Source organism: Arthrobacter sp. 05T444 (assembly GCF_056395905.1).
Window position 1 is genome coordinate 108,627 of the sequence record NZ_JBFTKK010000001.1, and the last position, 24,130, is coordinate 132,756.

The following is a 24,130-nucleotide window of genomic DNA, read 5'->3' on the forward strand; positions in this document are numbered from 1 at the left end:
CCGCGCGCTGGCCGTGGTGGGTCCAGGTGATGGTGATCTACATGGCGGCCCGGCTGGTCAGCGCCGGCATCTTCATGTCGGCGGCGCTGCACCAGGGGGTCAATCCGTGGTTCCCGGCGAAACCCGACTATTGGAACTTCATCAATATCTGGGATGCCCGCTGGTACGGCGAGGTCATCGCGAATGGCTATCCGTCGGAGCTGCCGGTGGACGGCGCCGGGAGCGTCAAGGAAAACACCTGGGCGTTCTATCCGCTGTTCCCGGTACTGGCGCGGACTCTCACGGCTGCCACGGGTATCAGCCCCGCGGCCTCCCTCACGGTCATTGCGATGCTCGCCGGCCTCGCCGCGTCTGTGGTGGTCTACGCCCTTTTCCGTCGCCGGACGGAACACGGGCCGGCCCTGTGGGCCGTTGCGTTCTTTGCCGCGTTTCCGGTTTCCCCGGTGCTCCAGGTTCCTTATGCGGAATCCCTGAACATCCTCCTGCTGGCCTCGGCCCTGCTGCTCGTGCTCCGGAGGCAGTACATCTGGGCCATCCCGGTGGTCCTGGCGATGTGCCTCTCCCGGCCCACGGGGGTACCCTTTGCCGCGATGGCCGGGATTCTTTTCCTGTACCGGGCGGCGGAGGTATGGATCCTCGGCCGAAGCAAGGGCGTCGCGGTCCCTGAACCTGCACCGCGCGTGCATAGCCCCAGGGAACTGTGGTCCTTGGCTGCGCTGACCGCCGCCAGTGGGGCAGCAGCGCTCCTGTGGCCTGCCATCGCCTGGATAACAACGGGCGACATTGAGGCCTACACCAAGACCGAAACTGTCTGGCGCGGGCACGACCTGGTGCCTGTCAAACCGTGGTTCGACACCGGCGTGCTGCTGTTCGGGCCGGTGCTGGGCCTGGCGGCGCCGTTCATTTTCGTCGCTGCGTTCGCGCTGCTCATGATGTCCAGGCCTGTGCTGCAACTCGGTACGGAACTCAGACTGTGGTGCGCCTGCTACATGGGGTATCTGCTGGTATTCCTGCATCCGCAGACCAGCACCTTCCGCATGCTGCTGCCGCTGTTCCCGCTCGCGTTGGGAGCGGCGATGGTCTCAAGGTCGCGCGCCTACCGCGGGGCCGTTATCACCATGTTCGTCCTGCTACAGATCGTGTGGGTGGTGTGGTTGTGGGCGTGGGCCCAACTGCCAGGCGGAGGCGACTACCCGCCGTGAGATCGATGCCGGCCCAGAGTCGGCACGCGGGTTATCGTCCAGCCGCATCGAATGTCCATCGATTAGCTACAGACGGGTAATTACAGGATAATAGGGGGTAAGCAAGGACAAAAGCATTCGAAGCGTTCAGTCATGGCGGCTGCCGAACGGGCCGCCATAGCGGCTTGTTTGATCATGCGGACTCAGCCCGGCCGGGCTGCTCAGTCCTGGGACTATTGGAGGGGAATTTCCTCATGGCGGCTATGAAACCACGCACCGGCGACGGCCCTATGGAAGTAACCAAGGAGGGCCGCAGCCTGATTATGCGTGTGCCGCTCGAAGGCGGAGGTCGGCTCGTGGTCGAACTCAATGCTGCTGAGGCGGCCAACCTCAAGGAATGCCTCGTAGGCGTTACCGAATAGATTGCCACGCAGGGCCTGCAGCCGGAAGGCTTGGGTTCTGGCGGTCGTTGCAACCCCCGAGATTTTGGGAGTTGCAACGATCGTTTCGTCTTTAACGAAGAAACATCCGGCCTTACTTCTTAACCGCTACCAGCAGCCCGTCACCGGTGGGCAGCATGGCGGAGGCCAGCCGGTCGTCGTCGCGGACGGCCTTGCCCACCTGCCGCAGCACCACAGTGGTGGAGTCTCGGGCGGCGGGGTTGGACACGCGGTCCTTGTCCAGAGCGTCGTTGACGATGAGGAGACCGCCGGACTTGAGCAGGCGCACGGCCTGCTCCACGTAGCGGGGGAAGCTGGGCTTGTCCCCGTCGATGAAAACGAGGTCGTAGGCAGCGTCAGTCAGCCTTGGCAGAACATCCCCGGCCCGGCCGGAAATGGTTCGTGTCCGGTTCGCCGGGCTGCCGGATTCCTGGAAGGCCTCGCGTGCTGCCTTGAGGTGTTCGACATCCACGTCGATGGTGGTCAGCACGGCCTGCGGCCCGAGCCCGCGAAGGAGGCAGACGCCGGAGACGCCCGCGCCCGTGCCGATTTCGACGGCGGTCTGCGCCTTCGACGCCGCAGCCAGAACAGTCAGCACGGCCCCGACGCCCCGGCCGATAGGCGTCACACCCAGTTCGAAGGAGCGTTCCCTGGCACGCAGCAGGACCTCATCCTCGGCAGGCAGATCTTCTGCGTAGGACCAGCTCGTGGACTTGTCGGCGCTCATGTGTTTCGCTTTCTGGGCGGCAGGGGGGATGTTTCTTACAGCGTACTGTGTCCGGCGGTGTGCCGCCGGAAGGTGACGGCGGGGCCGGCTGTGATGGCGGCTACTTCCGTGCGGGCAGCCGGAGCCGACGTCTCCGTGCCCCCCATCGGGGCCCTGAAGAGGGCCCGGCATGCCATTGCTGGACGTCCCCGCTGCCACCGCTCCGCGTTCATTGCGCCCACGGCTAAAGGGGGCCCCACAGTCAGGAAATTCCCAGCCAAATTTGACATGATAAGTATCCGCTCATCCAAGTGGTGATCGGCGCCGAACCAATGATGTAAATCGCATCAGGCGTTAGTACATCCACGAGGGGAGTGGACGATGTCAGGATCAGTTGTGGCACCTGTCCCTGCAGTTGAAGAACCGGGGGCTGACTGGGTCAGGCCCACCTGGGAAGAAGTGGTGACCAACCATTCTGCCAAGGTCTACCGGCTTGCGTACCGTCTTACCGGCAACAAGTACGACGCCGAGGACCTCACTCAGGAGGTGTTCGTCCGGGTCTTCCGCTCCCTGGAGAATTTCAAGCCGGGAACATTGGACGGCTGGCTGCACCGGATCACCACGAACCTGTTTCTCGACCAGGCCCGGCGCAAGAGCCGGATCCGCTTCGACGCGCTGGCGGAGGACGCCGAATCACGCTTGCCGGGACGGGAGCCGGGCCCTGAGCAAAGCTTCGAGCACAACAACCTGGACCTCGACGTCCAGGCCGCCTTGGAGGAGCTCCCGCCGGACTTCCGTGCCGCCGTGGTGCTGTGTGACCTGGAGGGCCTGTCCTACGACGAGGTTGCCGAGGCCTTGGGCGTGAAGCTGGGGACAGTGCGCTCGCGAATCCACCGTGGCCGGACCATGCTGCGGGAAAAGCTTGCCCACCGCGATCCGCGTCCCCAGCAGTCGCGCAAGCCGCGGCTCAAGATGCCCCGCATCGCCGGAGTTCTCTGATCGGCGCCATGCGTCAACTGAACCGCTTGCTGGAGGACCTCAGGAAATTGTCTGCCTCCCTGCCCGGGGCAGGGAGGCAGCATCCGGGCACGCCCGACCATGTCCGCCAGTGCAGCGAATGCGCCGCTGCACTCCGCCGACAGCGCCAGTACCTTGAAAAGCTCCGCGATGCTGCCGTCCCCGCGGCCAGCGATGAACTGACGGCACGGCTGCTGCTCCGGACGCAGCAGCTCGCCATGGCGCCTGCCGCGCCGGCGCCTCGGACGGCCCCCTTGAAGCTGGCCGGCCTGGCTGGAGGGGTGGCCGTGCTGGCCGCAGGCACGGTTGTGGCCGGTGCCTACATCTCTGCGGGGGAGCCGCGGCAATACGGGGCGGCGACCTTCTCGGGACAGGCCGGGAGCCCGGCGGAAGCTGCCGCCGGCGGGGGCCCGTCGGCTGACCCCAGGGTGGCCGCCCTGCGCACCCACGGATGGGCCTGTCCTGACCTGCAGGCCATGGGCTTCCACATCGTCTCGGCCACGTCAAAGGTTTTCGCCGGCCACCCGGGTGTTGAAGTGCGCCTCTCGGACGGCCGGCACACAGCCACCGTCCTTGAACAGCACTCCGGCACAGCTGCCGGCAGCGGAGCGGCGCCGGCAGCCACGGCAGCGCCGGATGTTCCGCTCAACCCCCTGACGGGGCACGCCGCCGGTCAGGACGGATTCGTGGCCGTTGACGCCGGCAAAGCCGTTGGCGGCAGGCTCTGGATCAGGGTGTCCGCCCCGTGGAGCGCCATCTACCAGACAGGCCGGACCACGTTCACGTACGTCTCGGACCTGCCGGCGAACGCCGCGGATGACGCCGTCCCGGCGTTGGCGGTGGCCGGTGCCACCGTAAGCCAGGGAACGGGGGAGCCGGGGATTGCGGCGGACGCCGCCGCCGAGGCGTCCCCGGGCGGTTCCGGCAGCGAATCCGTTGTGGAACGGCTGGAACGCGGGCTGCGCAGAATAGCCCGGCAGGTGGGCAAGATGACCGAACACCTGGCGCAGTGACACAACTCCCGGCCGCCGTGACGGTGGCGAAATCGTCAGCGCCTCCCCGGAGAGGGTAATCTTCCTAAAGTGTTTGGAATCAATGGCCCGGAGTTCTTACTTCTGCTGCTCATCGGCATTCTGGTGATCGGCCCCCAAAGGCTGCCCGAATACACCCAGAAGCTGACCAACCTTGTGCGCGAAGTGCGCCGGATGGCGTCCGGCGCGCGGGAACAGATCAAGGAAGAAGTCGGCATCGACATCGATGAGGTCGACTGGAAGAAGTACGATCCGCGCCAGTACGATCCTCGCCGCATCATCAAGGAAGCACTGCTCGACGACGACACGAAGCCCGTCAGCCCCGGAGCGCCGCTCAGCGGTACGGCTGCCACAACGGCTGCCGTTTCCGAGGCAGTGGAGCCGGTGCCCGACTCGCGGCCCGGTCACGTCCTGGAACGGTTGCCCGACGGCGAAGCCGCACCTTTCGACACGGAAGCCACCTAGGGCGCCTTACACCGCCCGCCAGGCGTTCGGTTACTTGGGTTGCAGGCCCAGTGAGATTCCGGTAAGTCCCCGCGGCCTGGCCGCAAGTTTCCCGGCGATGCCGGACAGAGCGGCTGCTGCCGGTGTTTCCGGGCGGCCGAGCACGATGGGCCTGCCGGAGTCCCCGCCTTCGCGCAGGAGTATGTCGAGCGGTATCTGGCCGAGCAGCGGCACGTCCGTGCCGGTGGCGGCACTCAGCCGTTCGCTGAGCAGCTGCCCGCCACCGCTTCCGAACAGCTCCATCCGCCCGCCGTCGGGCATCTCCATGTACGACATGTTCTCGATGACGCCGGCCACCGTCTGCCCGGTCTGGGTGGCGATCGCCCCGGCGCGTTCGGCGACGTCCGCTGCGGCCGCCTGGGGAGTGGTGACCACGAGGATCTCGGCCTTGGGAAGCAACTGCGCAACCGATATGGCGATGTCCCCGGTACCCGGAGGCAGGTCCAGGAAGAGGGCGTCGAGGTCGCCGAAGTAGACGTCGGTGAGGAACTGCTCCAGTGCACGGTGCAGCATCGGCCCGCGCCATGCAACCGGCTGGTTGCCAGTGACGAACATGCCGATGGAAATGACTTTCACGCCGTACGCCACCGGCGGGAGGATCATGTCGTCCACCCGCGTGGGTGCCTGGGTGATGCCCATCAGGGCAGGTACGGAAAAGCCGTAGACATCCGCGTCCACGATTCCCACGCGCAGCCCTTGGGCAGCCAGGGAGCAGGCCAGGTTCACGGTGACTGAGGACTTGCCCACCCCGCCCTTGCCGCTGGCCACGGCGAACACTTTGGTCAGCGACCCGGGCTGGTTGAACGGGATTCCGCGCTGGCCGCCGGGCCCGCGGAGCTGCTCCTTCAGGGAATCGCGCTGGGCCTGGGTCATGACCTTCAGTTCGACGTCGACGCCCGTGACGCCGGGAACGTCAAGCAGTGCTGCCTCAGAATCTCTGGTGATCGTGTCCCGGAGAGGGCAACCGGCAATGGTGAGCAGCACGGAGAGGTGCACCGCGCCGTCGTCGGAGATGTCAACGGAATCCACCATGCCGAGTTCCGTGATGGGACGGCGCAGTTCCGGATCGATGACGGTTGCCAGGGCAGCGTTGACTGCCGCGGCGAGGGTGGTGCTCATGCTGTGGATGCTCAGCTTTCCGGGGAGGTGGGGCGCGGCTGGGATGACCGGCCCTGGCGGGGCTTGTCCGACTTGACCTTGGGTATCTGTTGGGTCCGCGGATTGCGCTGCCGCTCCCGCTTTTCCTTGAGTTTTTCCCTGACGAGTTCGCGCGGCGACTCATGGCTGCCGGGACCGGAAGGATCGTGGGTCCGGAGCTCCTCCTGGGCTTCCAGCAGGTCCTCCAGAAGGCTCCGCAGTTCAGCCCGGACGTAGTCGCGCGTGGCCACTTCCCGCAGCGCGATCCGCAGCGACGCCAGCTCCCGGGTCAGGTACTCGGTGTCGGACAGGTTGCGTTCCGCGCGCTGGCGGTCCTGCTGGAGAGAGACGCGGTCACGGTCGTCCTGCCGGTTCTGGGCCAGCAGCAGCAGCGGTGCGGCGTACGAGGCCTGCAGTGAGAGCATCAGCGTCAGGAGGGTGAAGCCGAGCTCCACCTTGTCGAACTGCCAGGCGGCGGGCGCGAAAGTATTCCAGGCCAGCCAGAACAGGCAAAACACCGTCATATACAGCAGGAACTGCGGGGTTCCCATGAAACGGGCGAAGCCCTCTGTGGCGTGGCCAAAAGCGTCCGGGTCCGGCGAAAACTTGGGTAAGATGCGCTGGCGGCCGCTCAGGGGCGTGTCCAGGCTGCCCTTGCCCGCTGCCTTGCCTGGTGACCGCGGAACGGCGCCCTTTGCAGTGTTTTCAGCCAATGCGGCCTCCAAGCCTTCTGATCGGAGCTTCGCCGTCATTTGCCCGCCAGTCATCCGGCAACAGATGGTCGAGGACGTCGTCAACAGTCACGGCGCCCACCAGCCGGCCGGCCTGGTTGACCACCGGAAGGGAGTTCAAGTTGTAGGTTGCAAGCGTGCGTGCCACTTCGCTGATGTGGGCCTGGTCCGAGAGCGGCTCGAGGTTCTTGTCCACCAGATTGCCGAGCGGTTCGAACGGCGGGAAGCGCAGCAGCTGCTGGATGTGGACGACGCCCAGGAAGCGGCCGGTGGGGGTTTCCAGCGGGGGCCGGGCAATGAAGATGGAGGATGCCAGGGCAGGCGACAGCTCTTCGCGGCGGACGTGGGCGAGTGCCTCTGCCACCGTGGCCTCGGGCGGCAGGATGACAGGAACGGGGGTCATGAGGCCGCCGGCCGTGTCCTCGTCGTATTCGAGCAGGCGCCGGACGTCTTCTGCGCCTTCCGGTTCCATCAGCTGCAGCAGCTCCTCAGCCTGGGCGGTCGGGAGCTCGCCGAGGAGGTCGGCGGCGTCGTCGGGATCCATTTCCTCCAGGACGTCGGCGGCCCGCTGGACGTCGAGGGCGGAGAGGATCTCCACCTGGTCGTCTTCCGGCAGTTCCTGCAGGACGTCGGCGAGGCGTTCGTCCTGCAGCTCGCTGGCCACTTCGAACCGCCGCTTGTCGCTCATCTCCTGCAAGGCCTCGGCGAAGTCGGCGGGCTTGAGGTCCTCGTGGTTGGCAACGAACTGGGTTGCAGCCTGGGGCTCCGTCTTGGCGCCCTGGTGGGCGTCCGCCCAGTCGATGATCATGGTTTCGTTCCTCCGGAGCCGGCTGAGGGGGGCCAGGGAATGGCCGCGGCGGACGAACAGTTTGCTGACGAACCAGTCACCCGAGCGGTGCTGGTCCATCGCAATGTCCTCGATCGTGGCGTCGCCGCTGCCGTCGCGAAGGGTGACGCGGCGGTCGAACATCTCCGCAACCACGAGGGTCTCTGCACCCCGCTGTTCGAAGCGGCGAAGGTTGACCAGCCCGGTGCAGATGACCTGCGTCTGGTCGATGGACGTAATGCGGGTCATGGGAACGAAGACGCGCTTCTTGCCCGGGACTTCGACGACGATGCCCACCACGTGCGGGGCGCCGCGGGTTCCGCGTGAGAGCACCACGACGTCGCGCAGCCGCCCCAGACGGTCGCCCAGCGGGTCGAAGACGTCCAGTCCCAGGAGGCGCGCAACAAACACGCGCGATAGATGTGTGCTCACCTCTACAGGCTACCGAGTCTGCTCACTTTTAGCTGAATTTCAGCCCGCGCACATCCTTATGGGCAAGAATGGGTGTATGTCAAACATTTTTGGTGCTCCCAAGGCTGGTGTCCCCAACGGCTCCGACGAGTCCCGGACTGTCCCCACCGGGGATACCGTCGGCCGCTATACCTCCTACCTGGACGCCCAAAAGGCTGTCGACTACCTGGCGGACCAGCAGTTCCCGGTGCACATGGTGTCCATCGTCGGCAACGAGCTCAAGATGGTGGAGCGGGTGACAGGCCGGCTCAGCTACCCGCGGGTGGCATTGTCGGGTGCACTGAGCGGCATGTGGTTCGGCCTCTTCGTCGGCGTCATGCTCTCCTTCTTCACACCGGCCGGCGGAACGTTCTCCATCATCAGTTCGGTCCTGATGGGCGCCGCTTTCTTCATGCTCTTCGGCATCGTCACGTACGCGATGCAGCGGGGCAAGCGTGACTTCACGTCCACCAGCCAGGTGTTGGCCAGCAACTACGACGTCGTGGTGTCCTTCGAAGCCGCCCACGAGGCGCGCCGGCTGCTGCAGCAGCTGCCTATGACACCGTCCGACGCCACCGCCGGCGCTGCGCCGTCGAGCTACACTGCGCCGCCGAGCGACACCCAGCGTGAGTACCAGAACGAGCCTTTCCAGCAGCCCGGCCAGCCCCAGCAGCCCGGCCAGCCTCCGCAGTCCGGCCAGCAGGGCCCCTACCAGGGCCAGGCGCCCCAGCGGCCGGCCGGCTGGAACGACCCCTACGGCCAGCGGACGCAGGATGCCCAGGGGCATGACCTCCAGGACTCCCAAACTCGGGGTTCCCAGGCTCCCGGTGCCCAGGCGCACGGCGCACCGGTTGCACCCCAGTATGGGGCCGTCGAGGGCCGGCAGGGTCAGCATAGCCAAGCCCCGGAAGCCGCCGAAACCCCGGACGCCGCGCTGCGCGCCGGCCAGCGGCCTGCGGCTGTCCGCTACCCTGACCTGCCTGACGGCCGCCCGCAGTACGGCGTGCGCGTGAACGATGCCAACCAGCCGGCGCAAAGCAAGGACGAGCCGCAGCGTTAGCGACAGGCGAGCCCCACAGGTGAGACGGAAAGGGAGGGCCACCGGAGAAATCCGGTTGCCCTCCCTTTTTCTTGTAGAGGCTTGCCTCGTTTGTAGAGGCTGGACTCCCGCAAGAGCCCGCTCCGGTTAACCCTTGCCGTTGACTTCCTGCCAGATGCCAGCCATCCAGGCTTCGACGTCGTCGGCCGTGCGGGGGAGCGCGGCGCTGAGGTTGACGGGGCCGTCGGCGGTCATCAGGATGTCGTCCTCGATGCGGACGCCGATCCCGCGGTACTCCTCGGGGATGCCGATGTCCTCATTCTTGAAGTACAGGCCAGGTTCGATGGTGAAGATCATGCCTTCGGCCAGCACGCCGTCCAGGTAGAGCTCCCGCTTGGCCTGCGCGCAGTCGTGGACGTCCAGGCCCAGGTGGTGGCTGGTGCCGTGCGGCATCCAGCGGCGGTGCTGCTGCCCCTCGTCGCTGATTGCTTCCTCGACCGGTACGGGAAGGAGGCCCCATTCGGCAAGCCGTTCCGCGAGGACGGTGGTGGCGGCAGTGTGGATGTCCCGGAACTTCGTGCCGATCTGCGCGGCCGCAAATCCGGCGTCGGCGGCGTCCAGCACGGCCTCGTAGACCTTGCGCTGGACATCGGAGAAGGTGCCGTTGGCCGGCAGCGTGCGGGTGATGTCTGCTGTGTAGAGGGAGTCGGCCTCCACGCCGGCGTCCAGCAGCAGGAGTTCCCCTGCGTTGATTTTGCCGGTGTTCCGGGTCCAGTGCAGCACGGTGGCGTTGTTGCCGGAGGCTGCAATAGTGTCGTAGCCGAGTTCGTTGCCTTCTTCCCGGGCGCGGGCGAAGAAGGCACCCTCCACCACGCGCTCACCGCGGAAGTGGGTCAGGGCACGGGGCAGCGCCTTGACCACTTCAGCAAAGCCTTCCACCGTGGCGGCCACGGCGATCTGCATCTGCTCGACTTCCCACTCATCCTTGGTCAGGCGGAGCTCGGAAAGGGCTTCGGACAGCTTCTCGTCGAGGGCGTCCAGCACGCCGAGGTCCAGGTTGTCAGGGTCCTTGGCGGTGTTGTAGCGGGCAGTGTCCACGAGAGCGTCAATGTTCTCGTCGACCTTGCGCACCAGGCGGATCGAAATGCCGCCGATTTCAGGGGCGCCAACATTCTTGGTGATGGCCGTCTCGAGTTCGTCGATATGGGCCGCCGGGAGGCCGAGGCGTGCCTCGAACTCTGCCAGCGTGGGGCGGGCGCCGATCCAGAACTCACCGGACCGCGAGTCGGCGTAGAACTGCTCGGTGTCCCGTCCGGCCAGCGGGCGGAAGTAGAGAGTCGCACGGTGATTGCCGCCGTCGTCCCCGGTGCCGTCCTCGACGGGCTCGAAAATGAGCACCGCGTCGGGCTCATGGTCCAGGCCCAGCCCCGTCAGGTGTGCGAAGCCGGAGTGCGGCCGGAAGCGGTAGTCGCAATCGTTGGAGCGGACCTTCAGGGGACCGGCGGGCACTACCAGGCGTTCACCGTTGAACTGGTCGGAGATGGCCCTGCGCCTTCTCGCTGCGTGGCCTGCCACGGCGTCGCGCGCGGGGGTCACCTGCGGAGACGGCGCCCAGTTGCTGGCCATGAATGCCTTGAAAGCCTCGGAACTGGGCCGCTGCGAGCGGTTGTTGACCCGCTCTTCGAGAGGCTGGGAAGCGGAGTTTTGGGTGTTTTCTGCGTCGTTCACCGTCCCATAGTCTCACCAGCCGTGCGGCTTAGGCCAACACCGAACCCGAAGCGGCACCGGCCCGTCCGGCCGTATCAGCCGGGCATCTACTAGGCTGGGCTAGTGAGGATAGATCTGCACGCCCACTCAAACATCTCCGACGGCACGGAGCCGCCGGCCGCTGTCATGGCAGCCGCGGCGGCAGCGGGGCTGGACGTCATTGCCCTGACGGACCATGACTCCACGGACGGCTGGGACGAAGCCTCGCGGGCGGCGCTCGAAAACGGGGTGGCACTGGTGCCTGGCATGGAGATTTCCTGCCGCACGGAAGAGGGGATCAGCGTCCACCTGCTCAGCTACCTGCACGACCCGGCCCACCCGGGCTTGCTCGAAGAGATCACCAAGGCCAAGGACGCGCGCCTCACACGGGCCGAACGCATGGTCACTCTATTGGCCGAGGACTACCCGCTGAGCTGGGACGACGTGATCCACCATGTGGCGCCGGGGGCAACCCTTGGACGGCCGCACATCGCCGACGCGCTGGTGGCCGCCGGCGTGGTGGCGGACCGCACTGAAGCGTTCACCTCGATCCTGACCTCGCATTCGCGGTACTTCGTGCAGCACTATGCGCCGGCTCCCGCGCTCGCCGTCGAACTTGTCCGTTCAGCCGGCGGCGTCCCGGTCTTTGCCCATCCGGTGGCGTCCGCCCGCGGACGCGTGGTGGGGGAGCGCACCTACCGGGAAATGATCGACGCCGGACTGGCGGGACTTGAGATCGATCACCGGGACAACACCGAAGCGGGCCGCGAGTTCCTGCGCGGCCTCGCCGCCAGGCACGGCCTGCTCATTACGGGATCGTCGGACTATCACGGCACGGGAAAGCCCAACCTGCTGGGCGAAAATCTGACGGCGCCCGAGGCGTTTGCCCGGATCGAAGAGCTCGGCACCGGCAGCGCGGTCATCCGCTGACCGCCGTTCCCAACTAACTCGCAGTGGTGGCCGTTTTCAGCCCTCAAAACAACAGTAAGTGCGAGTCACTCGGGCGGGTAGGAGGCGAACTCGGCATGCGCGCCCAGGCGCTTGGCCATGACGTCGATGGCCGGCTGGTTCTGATCCACGCACACAAATCTGCGGCCCAGCTTGGCGGCCACGGCGCCGAGCGTCCCGGATCCTGCGAAGAAGTCCAGGCACCAGTCGCCCGGGCGGCTTGAGGCGGCAACAACCCGCCGCACCAGGCCTTCAGGCTTCTGCGTGGGGTAGCCGGTCTTCTCTTTTCCCGTAGGGGAGACGATCGTGTGCCACCAGACATCCGTGGGCAACTTGCCGAGCTCACGCTTCGCCGGCGTCACCAGCCCAGGCGCCATGTATGGCTCCCGGTCCACTTCGGCGCTGTTGAAGTGGTATTTGGCCGGGTTTTTCACGTAAACCAGGATGTTGTCGTGCTTGGTGGGCCAGCGGTACTTGGCGCGCGCCCCGTAGTCGTACGCCCAGATGATCTCGTTGAGGAAGCACTCGCGGCCGAAGATCGCGTCCAGCATGACCTTGGCGTAATGCACCTCGCGGTAGTCCAGGTGCAGGTAGAGCGTGCCGTCGTCAGCAAGCAGGCGCCATGCCTCAACGAGCCGCGGTTCCAGAAACGACCAGTAGTCGCTGAACGCATCGTCGTAGCGGTGCAGGGCGCCCTTGATGGTGTCGTAGGAACGGCCTTTGAAGCCGACACGGTCGCCGTCGCCGCCGGCGTTGAGCACCATTTTGGTTTCCTGGCGCTGCTGGGTCCGTCCCGTGTTGAACGGCGGGTCCACGTAAATGAGTGTGAAGGCGCCGTCCGGCAGCGTGGGGAGGAAATCCGCGTTGTCCGCGTGTACCACCAGGTTGCTGCCGTCCGGCGCCCAGACAGTTTCAGTCATTGAGGCTTTTAGGCCTCGGTGCTGCCCGGCTGTGAGCCGGTTGCCGCGGACTCGCTGCCTGCGACCACTTCGCCGTCGCGGCGGCGGGTGCGCGTGCGGCTGCGACGGGCTCGTGAGGGCTGCTCGCCGTCCGCTGTCGCGGTTGCGGCGGAAGCCGCTGCGGGTGCGCTACCGGCGTCGGAGGCGGAATCGGTGGAACGACGACGGCGGTCTCCCGAACGTCCGCCCGTTTCGCCGCCGGTGCGGCGGCTGCCTTCCCTGCTGCCGGAGCGTGCGCCGTCGCGGCCGCCGGAACGGCCGCTTTCGCGTCCGCCGCTTTCGCGTCCGCCACTGTCCCGTCCGCTGGTGCGGGAGTTCTTCTTGCCGGTCTCTCCCAAGTCCTCCAGGACCTCGGCGTCGACGCCAGCCAGGGTGCGCTTGCTGCGCGGAAGCCTGCCCTTGGTGCCTTCCGGGATGTCCAGCTCCTCGTACAGGTGCGGCGACGAGGAGTACGTTTCGACGGGCTCCGGAACGCTCAGCCCCAATGCCTTGTTGATGAGGCCCCAGCGCGGCATGTCGTCCCAGTCCACGAACGTCACGGCGGTGCCCTTGTTGCCGGCGCGGCCGGTGCGGCCCACGCGGTGCAGATAGATCTTTTCGTCCTCAACACACTGGTAGTTGATGACGTGCGTGACGTCGTCGACGTCGATGCCGCGCGCTGCAACGTCCGTGGCCACAAGGACATCCACCTTGTTGTTGCGGAAGGCGCGCAGGGCCTGCTCGCGGGCGCCCTGGCCGAGGTCGCCATGGATGGCGGCCGCGGCGAATCCGCGGTCCACCAGTTCCTCGGCAACCTTGGCGGCCGTGCGCTTGGTCTTGGTGAAGATGATGGTGCGGCCGCGGCCACGGGCCTGCAGGATGCGGGCCACCACCTCGATCTTGTCCATGCTGTGGGCACGGTAGATCAGCTGGCGGATGTCGCGCTTGGTGAGGCCCTCGTCGTCCGGGTCGGCCGCGCGGATGTGCGTGGGCTTGGTCATGTAGCGGCGCGCCATGGCGACGACCGGTCCGGGCATGGTGGCCGAGAACAGCAGGGTCTGGCGGACGGCGGGGGTGCCGGCGATAAGGGTCTCGACGTCCGGGAGGAAGCCGAGGTCAAGCATTTCGTCGGCCTCGTCAAGGATGACCATCTTGACGTTCTTCAGCACGAGGTGCTTCTGCTTGTAGAGGTCGATGAGGCGGCCGGGGGTGCCGACGACGACCTCGACGCCCTTCAGCAGCGCCTCGACCTGGGGCTCGTACGCGCGGCCGCCGTAGATCGTGGTGATGCGGGCGTTGCGCTTGCGGGCGGCGTTCTGCAGATCATTGGCGACCTGGACGGCAAGCTCGCGGGTCGGCACGATCACGAGGGCCTGCGGGGCGCCGGGCGCGGGCAGCGAGTCATAGCCGGCGTCGTCCGGTCCGACGACGCGCTGCAGCGCCGGGATGCCGAAGCCGAGGGTCTTGCCGGTGCCGGTCTTGGCCTGGCCGATGATGTCGTGGCCGCTGAGGGCGACCGGTAGGGTCATGGCCTGGATCGGGAAGGGGTGCGTGATGCCGGCGTCGGCAAGGGACTCCACGATGTCGGCGCGGACGTCGAAGTCCGCGAAGGTCTTCTCCGCGATCTCGTGCGGCTTTTCGTCCGAGATGATGGTTTCTTCCGGCTCGATGGTCTCGATTCCGGAGTCATCAGAGAGAAGCTGGTGGGTATGCAATTCACTCACAGTGGAGTTTCCTTATTCATTTGGGCATTGGCGCCGCCTGCTCAACGGCCAGCCGCAAGGGCCGTTCCGGAGCACGCTCAGGCGCGCAAGCAAATCCAGTGGAAGCCGATCGCGGGCTATCTAAATACTGGCACTGGGGACCAGCGGGTGTGTCTCAAGATCGCGTAGGGGCGGGCTTGTTGAATTCGAAAATTAAGGAAATCAACGACCGGGCATCCATATCTACCCTTCCAGTCTAACCGGCAAAACCCGTTTCCCTGACGTGCGCGGCGGAGCGCGGGCAGGAGTAGGGCCAGCAGAGGAGGAAGGCGCAGCGCAGCAGGAAGGCGGATCAGGGCAGGAAGGCGCTGCGTAGCGGCAAGTCAACGCCGAGGCATCAGCTTCCTGGCCCGAGTCAGCCGACCAGTTCGAGGTGCACCTCGCGTGTCGCGATGTCCGAGGAGATCAGGCGGACCCGGACTTTGGTGCCCGGCTCCATTTCGCCGGCGCAGCGGGCAGTGACAGCAGGTTCGGCAATCTGGACGATGCCGGACGGGCCAGTGCCGTTGGACGCCTTGCCGTTGGACGCCCTGCCGTTTGAACCCTTCCAGTTCCCGTTTCCGTTCGCATTTCCATTGCCGTTGTTCTTGGCGGGCTTGGACCCTGAGATCACCACGGCGTCGAATTCCTGGCCAATATGGTTGCTGAGCAGGGCCGCTTCCACGGTGTCCAGGGCCAGCCGCTCCATCTTGGCGGCCAGCTGGTCCGAGGACGCCATGATGTCGGGAAGGGAGGGCAGCGCTGCGCGGGCCCAGGCCGGAACGGGGCGGTCATTGCTCAGCGCCTCGCAAATGACAAGGACGAAGCGGTCGATCAGCCGCCGGAGGGGCGCGGTGGTGTGGGCGTACGCCGTGCCAATGGCGGACTGGATGGCGTCGTCCGGAACCGTGCCGTCAAAATAGGTGTACCCGGCTCCGCGGAAGAGCATTCCTGCCGAATGCAGGATGGCGAGCTGCCGGTGGTCGGTGGGATCCAGCGTCCGCAGGTACTCCCCGTAGCTGACTTTTCCGTCCCACGGCTTGCCCAATGCATCGGTCTGGCGCCTGAAATGGGCGAGCGAGCGTTCGTCTGGGGCCGGCATTGTGCGGAGGACGCCCACTTTGCCGTCGAGCATCAGCGAGGCTGCCGCCATGCCGGTCATCAGGGAGATCTGGGCGTTCCAGTCCTCCACCGGAAGCTGCGGGGCCGCCACAATCCGGTAGCCGCCGTCGGGAAGCTGCACGATTTCCTGCTCCGGCATGTTCAGGCTGGCACCGCCGCGGGCCCGCTCGAGCTCGACACGCTTGAGCCCGACTTCGCGAAGGAGCTGCAGGAGCGGGGAGGCGGTTCCCGCATCCAGCTCGGTCTGGACGCCCTTGTAATTGAGCTTCTCACGGCTGCGGACCATCGCCCGCCGCACCAGGGCGGAGACGACCTCGGCCGTTGCGTCGAGTTCGAACTCCCAAACGAACGCCGAACAGAGCTGGCCGGCGAGCAGGCTGCCCGCATTCTCGCTGATGACCTCGGGGTGCAGGGGGATGCGGCCGTCCGGAGCATAGAAGGTCTGGCCGCGGCGGCGGGTTTCGGCGTCGAGGGCGCCGCCGGGCACCACGAAGGACGGCACATCGGCGATGGCGTACAGGATGCGGTAGCCGTCTGCGGATCTTTCGATGAAGAGGGCCTGGTCCAAGTCGGTTGAGGATGGCGGGTCGATGGTCAGGAATTCGACGTCGGTCAAGTCCAGCTCCGGGAGCTGCCGCTGCGCCACAGCCGCCTCGGCCTCCTTGAGCACTTCCAAGGGGAACTGCCCCGGGAGCTCCAGCTCGGTCCGCAGCGCACTCAGGGCCTCCGCCAGGGCATTGGTCTGTTCATGGACGCTGGGGGATAGGCGATGATGTGGCACGAAAATCAGGTTAGCCCGATTTCCGCAGTTAGTCTTGGATTATGGGCACATCCTCGGCTGACACCGCTCGGTACGACCGTTTCGTCGCTGATCTGTTCGGGGTGATGGCATACGGCGAGCTCTCCGCCTTCGAACGGCTGTCGTCGGACGCCCGCTACTCGCCCACGCTCCACGACCGCGCGGTGCTCGGCAGGATTGCCGTCATCGAATTCCAGCACTACGAGCTCGTGAGTGAGAGGCTCGCCGGGATGGGCGTTGACGTCGAGGACGCGATGCTCCCGTTCCAGGCAGCGGTGGACCATTTTCATGAGCGGACGCGGCCCGCGGACTGGTACGAATCCCTGATGAAGGCCTATGTGGTGGACACGGTCTCGGCCGATTTCTACCAGGCCGTGGCCCGCTACGTGGATGCCGGGACCCGGGAGCTTATTCAGCAGATCCAGTCCTCCGAGGAAGCGACGGCGGTCCTCCGCGAGAGGTTGAGGGTGGCCCTTGCCGATGATCCCCGGCTCGCCTCACGGCTGGCGTTGTGGGGACGGCGGCTCCTGGGAGAGGCGCTCACGCAGGCACAGCGCGTGGGCTATGAACACGCCTTCCTGACCGAGCTGATCACTGAAGCGGACAGCGGTGCTGACGACGCCGCGGCCCGGGAGCGGGTGCGCAGCCTCACCTCCGAGCTCGCCGAAAACCATTCCCGGCGGATGGTGCAGCTCGGTCTGAGCGGCTAGTTCAGGCCTGCCACCGGCGCGCCTGCGCCCTTCACTCCGGCGTTCTCCGCTCCCGCATCCAGGGCCTCGAGCAGTTCGGCTGCCGCGGCCTCCGGATCCGGCGCCTCGGTGATAGCCCGGACGACGACGATCCTGCCGGCGCCCGCTGCCGCGACCTGCTCCACGTTGGTGAGGTCGATCCCGCCGATGGCGAACCAGGGCAGCAGCAGGCCGCCGACCCTTTCCTCGTCCGCCGCCCTTACGGCCTCCGCCGCATAGCGGACAAGATCGAGCCCGACGGCGGCCCGGCCGGGTTTGGTGGGGGTGGCCCACACCGGGCCAACGCAGAAATAGTCCAGACCGCTTCGCCCGGGGGAGGCGGCGATCGCGGCATCCACCTGGTCAGGGGTGTGCGTGGACAGCCCGATCACCGTGGCGTCATGCAGCAGCTTCCGTGCGGAGCGCAGCGGCAGGTCCTTCTGGCCGATATGGAACACCGGGGCCCCGGACAGCGACGCAATGTCTGCCCGGTCATTGACGGCCCAGAGCCGGCCATGCCTGTGGGCTGCCTGGCGCACAACTTCCAAGAGTTCGAGTTCCTCGGCCGCCTCGATGGTCTTGTCCCTCAGCTGGATGATATCCACCCCTCCGGCGAAGGCCGCATCAACGAAATCGGTGAAATCGCCGCGCTCCTTGCGGGCATCGGTGCAAAGGTACAGTCGGGCGGTGGTGTGGACATCATGCGCGGTCATGGCAACCAGCCTAGTTCCTCTAAACTGGGCAGGTACCGCGGGAGCCCGCTGCAGCTGTCACAAACGCCGCAGGGCTGAGAGGGCGTAAGAGCCGACCGCTTGACCTGATCCGGTTAGTACCGGCGTAGGGAAGGATTTCCATGCAGCTTGGATCCGGCGGGAGCACTTCCGCCACAAACACTTCTGCCGCGGAACCGCTGCACGCTGACGTTGCCGTCATCGGCGGCGGCGTGATCGGCCACGGGATTGCCTGGGAGGCGAGGCGTTCAGGACGCTCAGTGGTGCTTATTGACGATGCGCCGGGGACGGGGGCCAGCTGGGCCGCTGCGGGAATGCTCGCCCCTGTCAGCGAGCTGCACTACCAGGAGCAGGAACTCCTGGAACTGATGCTCGAATCCTCTGCCAGATGGCCCGATTTCGCCGCGGCGCTCGCCGATGGCGGAGCCGGCAGGGAGACCGGTTATCTTTCGACGCCGACCATCGCCGTCGGTGCGGACCCCGCCGACCGCCGCACCCTGACGGACCTTCGGGAAGTCCAGCAGGCGTGCGGCCTGGTTGTCGCGCCGCTGACCATCCGTGAGGCCCGGTCGCGGGAGCCGCTGCTCAGCCCGGGCATCTCCTGTGCGCTGGACATCCCGGCTGACCACCAGGTTGATCCGCGGATGCTGGTGGCAAGCATCGCAGCTGCGCTGGCCCGCCACGAACCCGGTTCGCGGACGGCCGTTGCCGGTGCAGAAAACGGCTATGAGATCAGGGAAAACGCTGCCGGCCTGCTGTGGGACGGCGGGCAGCGCGAACGGGTCTGCGGCGTCCGGCTGGCGGGCGGCGGCACTGTGCGTGCCGCCGAAACCGTGGTGGCCAACGGACTCGCGGCGGCGTCGCTGGATGGACTGCCGGACGGGCTGAAGCTGCCCCTGCGCCCGGTCTACGGCGACATCCTCAGGCTCCGGGTTCCCGCGCACCTCCGGCCGCTGCTTACGGCCACGGTCCGGGGCATTGTCCGCGGAATACCCGTCTATCTTGTTCCGCGGCAGGACGGAACGGTGGTTATCGGCGCCACCCAGAGGGAGGACGGGCATTCAGCCCCCAGCGCCGGCGGGGTCTACCAGCTCCTCCGCGACGCCCAGGTGCTGGTGCCGGCCGTGGCAGAACTCGAGCTCCTGGAATCGACCGCCAGGGCCCGGCCGGGTACCCCCGACAACGCCCCGTTGCTGGGCCGCGTACCCCTCGGCGGCATTACGGCGGGGCAGGGCGGCACCGTGCGGCACGGAAGCACGGCGGGCCGGGCGGGCACTGCGGCCGACGGGGGGCTGCGGGCAACTGTTGCCGGGCTCATCATCGCCACCGGGTTCTTCCGCCACGGCGTGCTGCTGACGCCAGCCGCAGCCGCCATCTGCCGCGGGCTGATGGACGGCGTGGAGGACAAACGCTGGCACGCCTTCCGTCCGGAGCGGTTTTCGGCCGGGCGCCCCGCCGCGGCGGGCGCAGCCGCCCCGGGCAACGGCACACCGGCCAGCTGCGCAACGGGCACAGTCACATTTGACCGAGACAAGGAACCAGCATGAACATCACACTGAACGGCAACCAACACGCAGTGGGCGCAGGCGCCTCCGTGACAACTCTGGTCAGCAACGTCACCGGGCGGACACTGGCTGCAAACGGGCAGGCGGCCGACGGCCAGCGGCTTGGCGTGGCCGTGGCCCGCAATTCGGAGGTTGTGCCAAGGAGCCAGTGGAACAGCACGGCGCTCGCCGAGGGCGATGAAATCGAACTCGTCACGGCAGTTCAGGGAGGATGAGGACGATGACTGAAACAACGACAGCGGCGACCGGCACGACTGATAAGGCGACGGGCAGGGCGGGGTTCAAGGCAGACCCCCTGGTCATCGACGGCGTGGAGCTGACCTCGCGGCTGATCATGGGCACCGGCGGGGCTCCGAGCCTGGACGGACTGGGCGCGGCGCTCCTGGCCTCCGGCACCGAACTGACCACGGTGGCCATGCGCCGCTATTCGCCCGCCGAAACCGGATCCCTGTTCCAGCTGCTCCTTGACCACAACATCCGTGTGCTGCCGAACACGGCCGGCTGCTTCACGGCACGCGACGCCGTGATGACGGCGGAACTCGCCCGCGAGGCCCTGGAAACGGACTGGGTCAAACTCGAAGTCATCGCCGATGAGCACACTCTCCTGCCGGACGCGGTGGAACTCGTGGATGCCACCGAACAGCTCGTCAGCCGCGGCTTCAAAGTCTTCGCCTACACGAACGACGATCCGGTCCTGGCGCTGCGCCTTGAAAACCTGGGTGCGGCGGCCGTCATGCCGCTGGGATCGCCGATCGGCACCGGCCTGGGAATCTTGAATCCCCACAACATCGAGCTGATCGTGTCCCGCGCCTCCGTCCCGGTGGTGCTGGACGCCGGCATCGGCACAGCCTCCGATGCCGCACTGGCCATGGAGCTGGGCTGCGACGCCGTGCTCCTGGCCACCGCCGTGACCCGGGCGCAGAACCCGGCCCTGATGGGGGAGGCCTTCAAACACGCGGTTATCGCCGGTAGGCTGGCGAAAGCGGCCGGGCGGATCCCGCGCCGCGAGCATGCCTTGGCGTCATCGGCCATGGAAGGCCGGGCGGAGTTCCTCTAACCCGGATCACCGCGGCCCGTCCGGCGGGCAGGCTTAGCCCGTAACCTCGCCAAGGAGTCAGCAGTGGCCGCCACGGACGACATCCTCACCCGCCCCCAGATCGACGAGGCCCTCGGGGGCCTGCCGGACTGGCGTTACCGGCTCGGCGGACTGGTCACCGTCTATAAGACGCCGACGGCGGCCGGCGCGCTTGAGCTGATTGCCGCCGTCGGGCGCCTTGCGGAAGAACGCAACCACCATCCGGACCTGGACTGGCGCTACAACCGCGTGTTCATCCGGTTCAGTTCCCATGACGCCGGAACGGAGGTGACGGCACGCGACGTCGGCGCCGCGGCCGCGGTCAGCGAGGCAGCCGCAGCGGCGGGTGCCCAGGCGGAGCCGGGACTGTACCGCACAGTGGATATTGGGATCGATACGGCGGCCGCAACAGAGATATCGGAGGTCTGGCGCGTTGCCCTGGGCTATAAGAAGGGCCGGTTCGGCGATCTTGTGGACCCTTACGGCCGCGGTCCGGGTCTGTGGTTCCAGGAAACGGATACCCCGAATGACAACCGCCTCCATCTGGACATCCACCGGTCCAAGGCTGAATCCGCGCCCGTCCTGGACAAGACCGCGGCAACCGGCGCGTTAATGAACAGTGACCACGCACCCATGTGGGTGGTGGTCACTGACGTTCAGGGTAACCGGTTGTGCCTGTGCACCGAGGAAGGCCACGGACCGGATCTTTGAGCCAGCCGGGTCGCGGGTGGCTCCCTACATCTTCAGGGCCGCGGTCAGCCGCTGCGTGTCCTGCCTGGAACGGACCCGGCCAAGGAACACCGCTACCGCTGCAGCCGCCGAGGTGCCGGCCGCCATGGGAAGTATCCACGGAATCCACGTGAGGCCCGGCTGGTAGCCGAGGCCCGCCCAGATGCAGATAATCCAGGCGAGCATCCCAACCGCCGTGGCCACGCCTGCCGGCAGGATCATGCCGTACTTGGCATGGCGCTTGTCATTGGCCCAGACAATGAAGCCTGCAGCAACGGTGACCAGGAAGACGATGACGAGGGACAGCACGGCTTGGCCTAGAGTGCGCCGAAGCCGACCCGGCGGACTTCTTCCGCGCCGATCTCGACATAGCCCAGAACGCTGGCCGGAATAATAATCTGGCGGCCCTTCTCGTCGCTCAGCCGCAGCTCCGTGCCCTTCGCGAGGGACTCCGACACAACCTTGGCCACGGAGTCAGCATCCTGGGTCGATTCCAGCACAATTTCGCGGCCGATGTTCTGAATGCCGATCTTTACTTCCACAGCAAGGCCTCCCAGCCAATCAATGTTGAATCATTTCCAAAGGTAGTTCTCCCTTTGTAGTCTAGGTCTCTTTGGGGAAGCGAGAGATTCCGCGCCAAGCTAAACGGTAGATCAGGTCACTGGCCACATCCAGGTCCAGGTTTCCGTCCGTCTCAAGCCAATAGCGGGCGCTGACCTGGGCCATGCCGGCAAGACCCCGGCCCAGCAGCTGGGCCTCCAGGAGCGGCAGCTTGGTGTCTTCCGCAATGACGCGCGCGATGGCGTCGGCGAAAGCCTTGTTGAAAGTCTCAAGGCGCGAACTGACGTCGGGATCGTTGATGAGGTCAGACTCGAAGACAAGCCGGTGCGCCTGGTCGTCGCTGTCGATGAAGCGGTAGTAGGCCCGCATGACAGCCTGGACGCGCTCCTTGTTGTCGGTGGTGGAGTCGAGCGCCCCCATCATGAGGTCAGTCAGCGCGCTGAGGTGGCTGTCCAGGAGCGCGAGGTAGAGCTCGCGCTTGGACGGAAAGTGCTGGTACAGCACCGGTTTGCTCACATGGGCAGTTTCCGCGATCTCGTCCATTGCGGCGCCGTGGTACCCATTGGCGACGAAGACCTCCTGCGCGGCCGTCAGCAGCTGGGCACGGCGCTCATCGCGGGGCAGCCTGGCCGACCGCTGCCCGGCGGCGCGGGGGGCGCCGGAAGAGGAATGCGCAGCCTGAGTTCGATCAACCGGTGCATCGTGAACCACTGTGGCCTTCTTTCCATTTCAGTTAGCTTCACTTTACCCGGGGGTAATATGACCGCGCGGTATCTTCAGGCATACATTGAAGTATGGCTTCTCCGTCCACCGCAAATACAGCCCGCATCCCACTGGAACCGCTCGTCGATCCGGCGTCCGGACTTTCGCCCGAAGAGGTGGAGCGGTATTCCCGGCACCTGATCATTCCGGAGATCGGGGCTCTTGGCCAACGGCGTCTGAAGAACGCCCGGGTCCTGGTGATCGGCGCCGGCGGTCTCGGCTCGCCGGCCCTGCTGTATCTCGCCGCGGCCGGCGTCGGGACCATCGGTATCATCGACGACGACGACGTGGACCTGAGCAACCTGCAGCGCCAGATCATCCACGGGGTGGCCGACGTGGGGCGGCCCAAGATCGAGTCGGCGCGCGATGCCATCGTGGCGCTGAACCCGCTGGTTGAAGTCCGCCTGCACGATGTCCGGCTGGATGCCTCCAACGCCCTTGATCTCTTTGCCGGCTACGATCTCATCCTTGACGGAGCCGACAACTTTTCCACCCGCTATCTGGTCAATGACGCCGCGGCGATCCTGGGCAAGCCGTACGTGTGGGGTTCGATCTTCCGCTTCGACGGACAGGTCAGCGTGTTCTGGGAAAACCACGGCCCCACCTACCGGGACCTGTATCCCGAAGCTCCGCCGGCGGGCTCGGTGCCGTCGTGCGGCGAGGGCGGTGTATTCGGAATGCTGTGTGCTGCGGTCGGAGCGCTGATGGTGACGGAGGCCGTCAAGCTGATCACCGGCGTCGGACGTTCCCTGCTCGGCCGGGTGGCGCTGTACGACGCCCTGGGCGGAAGCTGGCGCGAGATCAGGGTGGCAAAGGACCCGGCGGCACCGAGGATTACGGAGCTGACGGACTACGAGGTATTCTGCGGAATCGCCCCGGCGGAAGCCGCCGACACGGAGCACACCGTCACGGCGACGCAGCTGGCCACGATGCTGGCCTCCCGCGACGCCGGGCTGAAGGACTTCGATCTCGTTGACGTGCGGGAAGCGGGGGAATACGACATCGTCCGGATCGAGGGCTCCGTGCTCATCCCGCAGGGCCGGATCCTCTCCGGCGAGGCCTGGGGCGACCTGCCGCAGGACAGGGACATCGTCTTCCACTGCAAGGCCGGAACACGCTCCGCGGCCGTGCTGGCCGCCGCCAGGAAGGCCGGCTACCAGCGCGTGAGCCATCTCGACGGCGGCATCCTCGCCTGGGTCAGGGACGTAGAGCCCCAGAAGCCCGTCTACTGACAGGGGCGCCGTGTTGTCGGTGGGGCAGGGCATATCACCCCGCGATGATCGGAATTTGCCGGGACATAATGACTTCGCCGGTGATCCAGTGCAGCAGGTCCACGGTGAGCTTGTAGGTCCCGGTCGCAGGCGGTCGCAGGAGCATGTCATAGCGCTCGGCAGCGCCGAAATTGACGATGCTGGTCCGCAGGGGGCCAGTGGCGGAAATTGGCCGTGCAGGCGCCGACGGGCTGGACGTGTCGCGGAAGGCCCGTCCGTCGTGGGCTATCAGCTCGGCCATGGCAACACGTCTTGGTCACCGGGTGGTCCGGATGGACCACCTACTACCAGTCCGAATCGTCGTCGGCTGAGGACCGGGCCCGAAATTGTGCGTGAACGTGAATCCAAGGT

General features: G+C 66.5%; 26 protein-coding genes and 1 riboswitch. Of the genes, 13 read left to right on the top strand and 13 right to left on the bottom strand.

Features of this window, described 5'->3' with window-relative positions; genetic code table 11:
* Window positions 1-29 precede the first annotated feature (29 nt).
* Window positions 30-1,202, top strand: coding sequence for a hypothetical protein (locus AC1DD3_RS00510; protein ID WP_476880855.1), 1,173 nt, complete (start codon window positions 30-32; stop codon window positions 1,200-1,202).
* A gap of 233 nt (window positions 1,203-1,435) precedes the next feature.
* Window positions 1,436-1,603, top strand: a complete 168-nt coding sequence (locus AC1DD3_RS00515; RefSeq protein ID WP_009357720.1) for a DUF3117 domain-containing protein — start codon at window positions 1,436-1,438, stop codon at window positions 1,601-1,603.
* 112 nt (window positions 1,604-1,715) lie between these two features.
* On the opposite strand, the gene AC1DD3_RS00520 is transcribed toward AC1DD3_RS00515, so the two are convergent.
* Window positions 1,716-2,348, bottom strand: a complete 633-nt coding sequence (locus AC1DD3_RS00520) for an O-methyltransferase (RefSeq protein WP_230119058.1) — start codon at window positions 2,346-2,348, stop codon at window positions 1,716-1,718.
* A gap of 360 nt (window positions 2,349-2,708) precedes the next feature.
* Here AC1DD3_RS00520 and sigE point away from each other — a divergent pair, with 360 nt between their 5' ends.
* From sigE to AC1DD3_RS00535, 3 genes are all read left to right on the top strand, one after another.
* Complete coding sequence (gene sigE / locus AC1DD3_RS00525) at window positions 2,709-3,326, top strand: RNA polymerase sigma factor SigE (RefSeq protein ID WP_230119059.1); 618 nt, start codon at window positions 2,709-2,711, stop codon at window positions 3,324-3,326.
* Window positions 3,327-3,334: 8 nt separating this feature from the next.
* Window positions 3,335-4,357, top strand: coding sequence for an anti-sigma factor (locus AC1DD3_RS00530; protein WP_230119060.1), 1,023 nt, complete (start codon window positions 3,335-3,337; stop codon window positions 4,355-4,357).
* A gap of 69 nt (window positions 4,358-4,426) precedes the next feature.
* Window positions 4,427-4,840 carry a twin-arginine translocase TatA/TatE family subunit gene (locus AC1DD3_RS00535; protein WP_230119061.1) on the top strand — a complete coding sequence of 138 codons (414 nt, stop codon included), beginning with the start codon at window positions 4,427-4,429 and terminating at the stop codon, window positions 4,838-4,840.
* Window positions 4,841-4,870: 30 nt separating this feature from the next.
* On the opposite strand, the gene AC1DD3_RS00540 is transcribed toward AC1DD3_RS00535, so the two are convergent.
* The 3 genes from AC1DD3_RS00540 to AC1DD3_RS00550 are packed head-to-tail and all read right to left on the bottom strand — an operon-like array spanning window position 4,871 to window position 8,005.
* On the bottom strand, window positions 4,871-5,998 hold the full coding sequence (locus tag AC1DD3_RS00540; RefSeq protein ID WP_230119062.1) for an Mrp/NBP35 family ATP-binding protein: 1,128 nt from the start codon (window positions 5,996-5,998) through the stop codon (window positions 4,871-4,873).
* An 11-nt stretch (window positions 5,999-6,009) separates the two neighbouring features.
* Entirely contained in the window at window positions 6,010-6,768 is a 759-nt protein-coding gene (locus AC1DD3_RS00545) for a DUF1003 domain-containing protein (RefSeq protein ID WP_476874573.1), read from the bottom strand.
* Complete coding sequence (locus tag AC1DD3_RS00550) at window positions 6,722-8,005, bottom strand: magnesium transporter MgtE N-terminal domain-containing protein (protein WP_230119064.1); 1,284 nt, start codon at window positions 8,003-8,005, stop codon at window positions 6,722-6,724. The genes AC1DD3_RS00545 and AC1DD3_RS00550 overlap by 47 nt, the downstream gene beginning before the upstream one ends.
* Window positions 8,006-8,081: 76 nt before the next feature.
* Between AC1DD3_RS00550 and AC1DD3_RS00555 the strand changes: the two genes are divergently transcribed.
* Window positions 8,082-9,083: a general stress protein gene (locus AC1DD3_RS00555; protein WP_230119065.1), complete on the top strand. Its 1,002-nt coding sequence runs from the start codon at window positions 8,082-8,084 to the stop codon at window positions 9,081-9,083.
* 126 nt (window positions 9,084-9,209) lie between these two features.
* On the opposite strand, the gene AC1DD3_RS00560 is transcribed toward AC1DD3_RS00555, so the two are convergent.
* On the bottom strand, window positions 9,210-10,790 hold the full coding sequence (locus AC1DD3_RS00560) for an aminopeptidase P family protein (protein WP_230119066.1): 1,581 nt from the start codon (window positions 10,788-10,790) through the stop codon (window positions 9,210-9,212).
* A 102-nt stretch (window positions 10,791-10,892) separates the two neighbouring features.
* Here AC1DD3_RS00560 and AC1DD3_RS00565 point away from each other — a divergent pair, with 102 nt between their 5' ends.
* Window positions 10,893-11,738, top strand: a complete 846-nt coding sequence (locus AC1DD3_RS00565; protein WP_230119067.1) for a PHP domain-containing protein — start codon at window positions 10,893-10,895, stop codon at window positions 11,736-11,738.
* Between the two features lie 65 nt (window positions 11,739-11,803).
* On the opposite strand, the gene AC1DD3_RS00570 is transcribed toward AC1DD3_RS00565, so the two are convergent.
* From AC1DD3_RS00570 to AC1DD3_RS00580, 3 genes are all read right to left on the bottom strand, one after another.
* On the bottom strand, window positions 11,804-12,676 hold the full coding sequence (locus tag AC1DD3_RS00570; protein ID WP_230119068.1) for a DNA-methyltransferase: 873 nt from the start codon (window positions 12,674-12,676) through the stop codon (window positions 11,804-11,806).
* A gap of 8 nt (window positions 12,677-12,684) precedes the next feature.
* Entirely contained in the window at window positions 12,685-14,418 is a 1,734-nt protein-coding gene (locus AC1DD3_RS00575; RefSeq protein WP_476880745.1) for a DEAD/DEAH box helicase, read from the bottom strand.
* Between the two features lie 394 nt (window positions 14,419-14,812).
* A complete protein-coding gene (locus tag AC1DD3_RS00580; RefSeq protein ID WP_230119070.1) occupies window positions 14,813-16,339 on the bottom strand; it encodes an RNB domain-containing ribonuclease in 1,527 nt (508 codons plus the stop codon).
* Window positions 16,340-16,380: 41 nt separating this feature from the next.
* Between AC1DD3_RS00580 and AC1DD3_RS00585 the strand changes: the two genes are divergently transcribed.
* A complete protein-coding gene (locus tag AC1DD3_RS00585) occupies window positions 16,381-17,067 on the top strand; it encodes a ferritin-like fold-containing protein (protein WP_230119071.1) in 687 nt (228 codons plus the stop codon).
* On the opposite strand, the gene thiE is transcribed toward AC1DD3_RS00585, so the two are convergent.
* A complete protein-coding gene (gene thiE, locus AC1DD3_RS00590; protein WP_230119072.1) occupies window positions 17,064-17,798 on the bottom strand; it encodes a thiamine phosphate synthase in 735 nt (244 codons plus the stop codon). The two genes, AC1DD3_RS00585 and thiE, sit on opposite strands and share 4 nt — an antisense overlap.
* Window positions 17,799-17,825: 27 nt before the next feature.
* A riboswitch (TPP riboswitch) is annotated at window positions 17,826-17,946 on the top strand.
* Between thiE and thiO the strand changes: the two genes are divergently transcribed.
* The 4 genes from thiO (at window position 17,939) to AC1DD3_RS00610 (ending at window position 21,167) form a co-directional block, all read left to right on the top strand.
* On the top strand, window positions 17,939-19,363 hold the full coding sequence (gene thiO / locus AC1DD3_RS00595) for a glycine oxidase ThiO (protein ID WP_476880746.1): 1,425 nt from the start codon (window positions 17,939-17,941) through the stop codon (window positions 19,361-19,363). It overlaps the preceding riboswitch by 8 nt.
* Window positions 19,360-19,596 carry a sulfur carrier protein ThiS gene (gene thiS / locus AC1DD3_RS00600; protein ID WP_230119074.1) on the top strand — a complete coding sequence of 79 codons (237 nt, stop codon included), beginning with the start codon at window positions 19,360-19,362 and terminating at the stop codon, window positions 19,594-19,596. Before thiO ends, thiS begins: the two co-directional genes overlap by 4 nt.
* Window positions 19,597-19,601: 5 nt before the next feature.
* Complete coding sequence (locus tag AC1DD3_RS00605; protein ID WP_290369764.1) at window positions 19,602-20,438, top strand: thiazole synthase; 837 nt, start codon at window positions 19,602-19,604, stop codon at window positions 20,436-20,438.
* 63 nt (window positions 20,439-20,501) lie between these two features.
* Window positions 20,502-21,167: a 4a-hydroxytetrahydrobiopterin dehydratase gene (locus AC1DD3_RS00610; RefSeq protein WP_476880747.1), complete on the top strand. Its 666-nt coding sequence runs from the start codon at window positions 20,502-20,504 to the stop codon at window positions 21,165-21,167.
* A 24-nt stretch (window positions 21,168-21,191) separates the two neighbouring features.
* Here the strand turns inward: AC1DD3_RS00610 and AC1DD3_RS00615 are convergent, their stop codons facing one another.
* The 3 genes from AC1DD3_RS00615 to AC1DD3_RS00625 form a co-directional block, all read right to left on the bottom strand.
* Window positions 21,192-21,494 (bottom strand): hypothetical protein, encoded by a 303-nt coding sequence (locus AC1DD3_RS00615; protein WP_230119076.1) that lies wholly within the window; start codon window positions 21,492-21,494, stop codon window positions 21,192-21,194.
* An 8-nt stretch (window positions 21,495-21,502) separates the two neighbouring features.
* A complete protein-coding gene (locus AC1DD3_RS00620) occupies window positions 21,503-21,727 on the bottom strand; it encodes a DUF3107 domain-containing protein (protein ID WP_230119077.1) in 225 nt (74 codons plus the stop codon).
* Window positions 21,728-21,788: 61 nt separating this feature from the next.
* Window positions 21,789-22,457, bottom strand: a complete 669-nt coding sequence (locus AC1DD3_RS00625) for a TetR/AcrR family transcriptional regulator (protein ID WP_230119078.1) — start codon at window positions 22,455-22,457, stop codon at window positions 21,789-21,791.
* Between the two features lie 83 nt (window positions 22,458-22,540).
* Here AC1DD3_RS00625 and moeB point away from each other — a divergent pair, with 83 nt between their 5' ends.
* A complete protein-coding gene (gene moeB / locus AC1DD3_RS00630; protein WP_230119079.1) occupies window positions 22,541-23,740 on the top strand; it encodes a molybdopterin-synthase adenylyltransferase MoeB in 1,200 nt (399 codons plus the stop codon).
* Window positions 23,741-23,774: 34 nt separating this feature from the next.
* Here the strand turns inward: moeB and AC1DD3_RS00635 are convergent, their stop codons facing one another.
* Window positions 23,775-24,020: a hypothetical protein gene (locus AC1DD3_RS00635; protein ID WP_230119080.1), complete on the bottom strand. Its 246-nt coding sequence runs from the start codon at window positions 24,018-24,020 to the stop codon at window positions 23,775-23,777.
* Window positions 24,021-24,130 lie beyond the last annotated feature (110 nt).

Bases quoted from the DNA above. Each gene is read 5' to 3' on its own strand.
- AC1DD3_RS00510 (WP_476880855.1), top strand. From the start codon at position 30: ATGGTGATCTACATGGCGGCCCGGCTGGTCAGCGCCGGCATCTTCATG.
- AC1DD3_RS00515 (WP_009357720.1), top strand. From the start codon at position 1,436: ATGGCGGCTATGAAACCACGCACCGGCGACGGCCCTATGGAAGTAACC.
- AC1DD3_RS00520 (WP_230119058.1), bottom strand. From the start codon at position 2,348: ATGAGCGCCGACAAGTCCACGAGCTGGTCCTACGCAGAAGATCTGCCT.
- sigE (WP_230119059.1), top strand. From the start codon at position 2,709: ATGTCAGGATCAGTTGTGGCACCTGTCCCTGCAGTTGAAGAACCGGGG.
- AC1DD3_RS00530 (WP_230119060.1), top strand. From the start codon at position 3,335: ATGCGTCAACTGAACCGCTTGCTGGAGGACCTCAGGAAATTGTCTGCC.
- AC1DD3_RS00540 (WP_230119062.1), bottom strand. From the start codon at position 5,998: ATGAGCACCACCCTCGCCGCGGCAGTCAACGCTGCCCTGGCAACCGTC.
- AC1DD3_RS00545 (WP_476874573.1), bottom strand. From the start codon at position 6,768: ATGACGGCGAAGCTCCGATCAGAAGGCTTGGAGGCCGCATTGGCTGAA.
- AC1DD3_RS00555 (WP_230119065.1), top strand. From the start codon at position 8,082: ATGTCAAACATTTTTGGTGCTCCCAAGGCTGGTGTCCCCAACGGCTCC.
- AC1DD3_RS00570 (WP_230119068.1), bottom strand. From the start codon at position 12,676: ATGACTGAAACTGTCTGGGCGCCGGACGGCAGCAACCTGGTGGTACAC.
- AC1DD3_RS00585 (WP_230119071.1), top strand. From the start codon at position 16,381: ATGGGCACATCCTCGGCTGACACCGCTCGGTACGACCGTTTCGTCGCT.
- thiE (WP_230119072.1), bottom strand. From the start codon at position 17,798: ATGACCGCGCATGATGTCCACACCACCGCCCGACTGTACCTTTGCACC.
- thiO (WP_476880746.1), top strand. From the start codon at position 17,939: ATGCAGCTTGGATCCGGCGGGAGCACTTCCGCCACAAACACTTCTGCC.
- thiS (WP_230119074.1), top strand. From the start codon at position 19,360: ATGAACATCACACTGAACGGCAACCAACACGCAGTGGGCGCAGGCGCC.
- AC1DD3_RS00605 (WP_290369764.1), top strand. From the start codon at position 19,602: ATGACTGAAACAACGACAGCGGCGACCGGCACGACTGATAAGGCGACG.
- moeB (WP_230119079.1), top strand. From the start codon at position 22,541: ATGGCTTCTCCGTCCACCGCAAATACAGCCCGCATCCCACTGGAACCG.
- AC1DD3_RS00635 (WP_230119080.1), bottom strand. From the start codon at position 24,020: ATGGCCGAGCTGATAGCCCACGACGGACGGGCCTTCCGCGACACGTCC.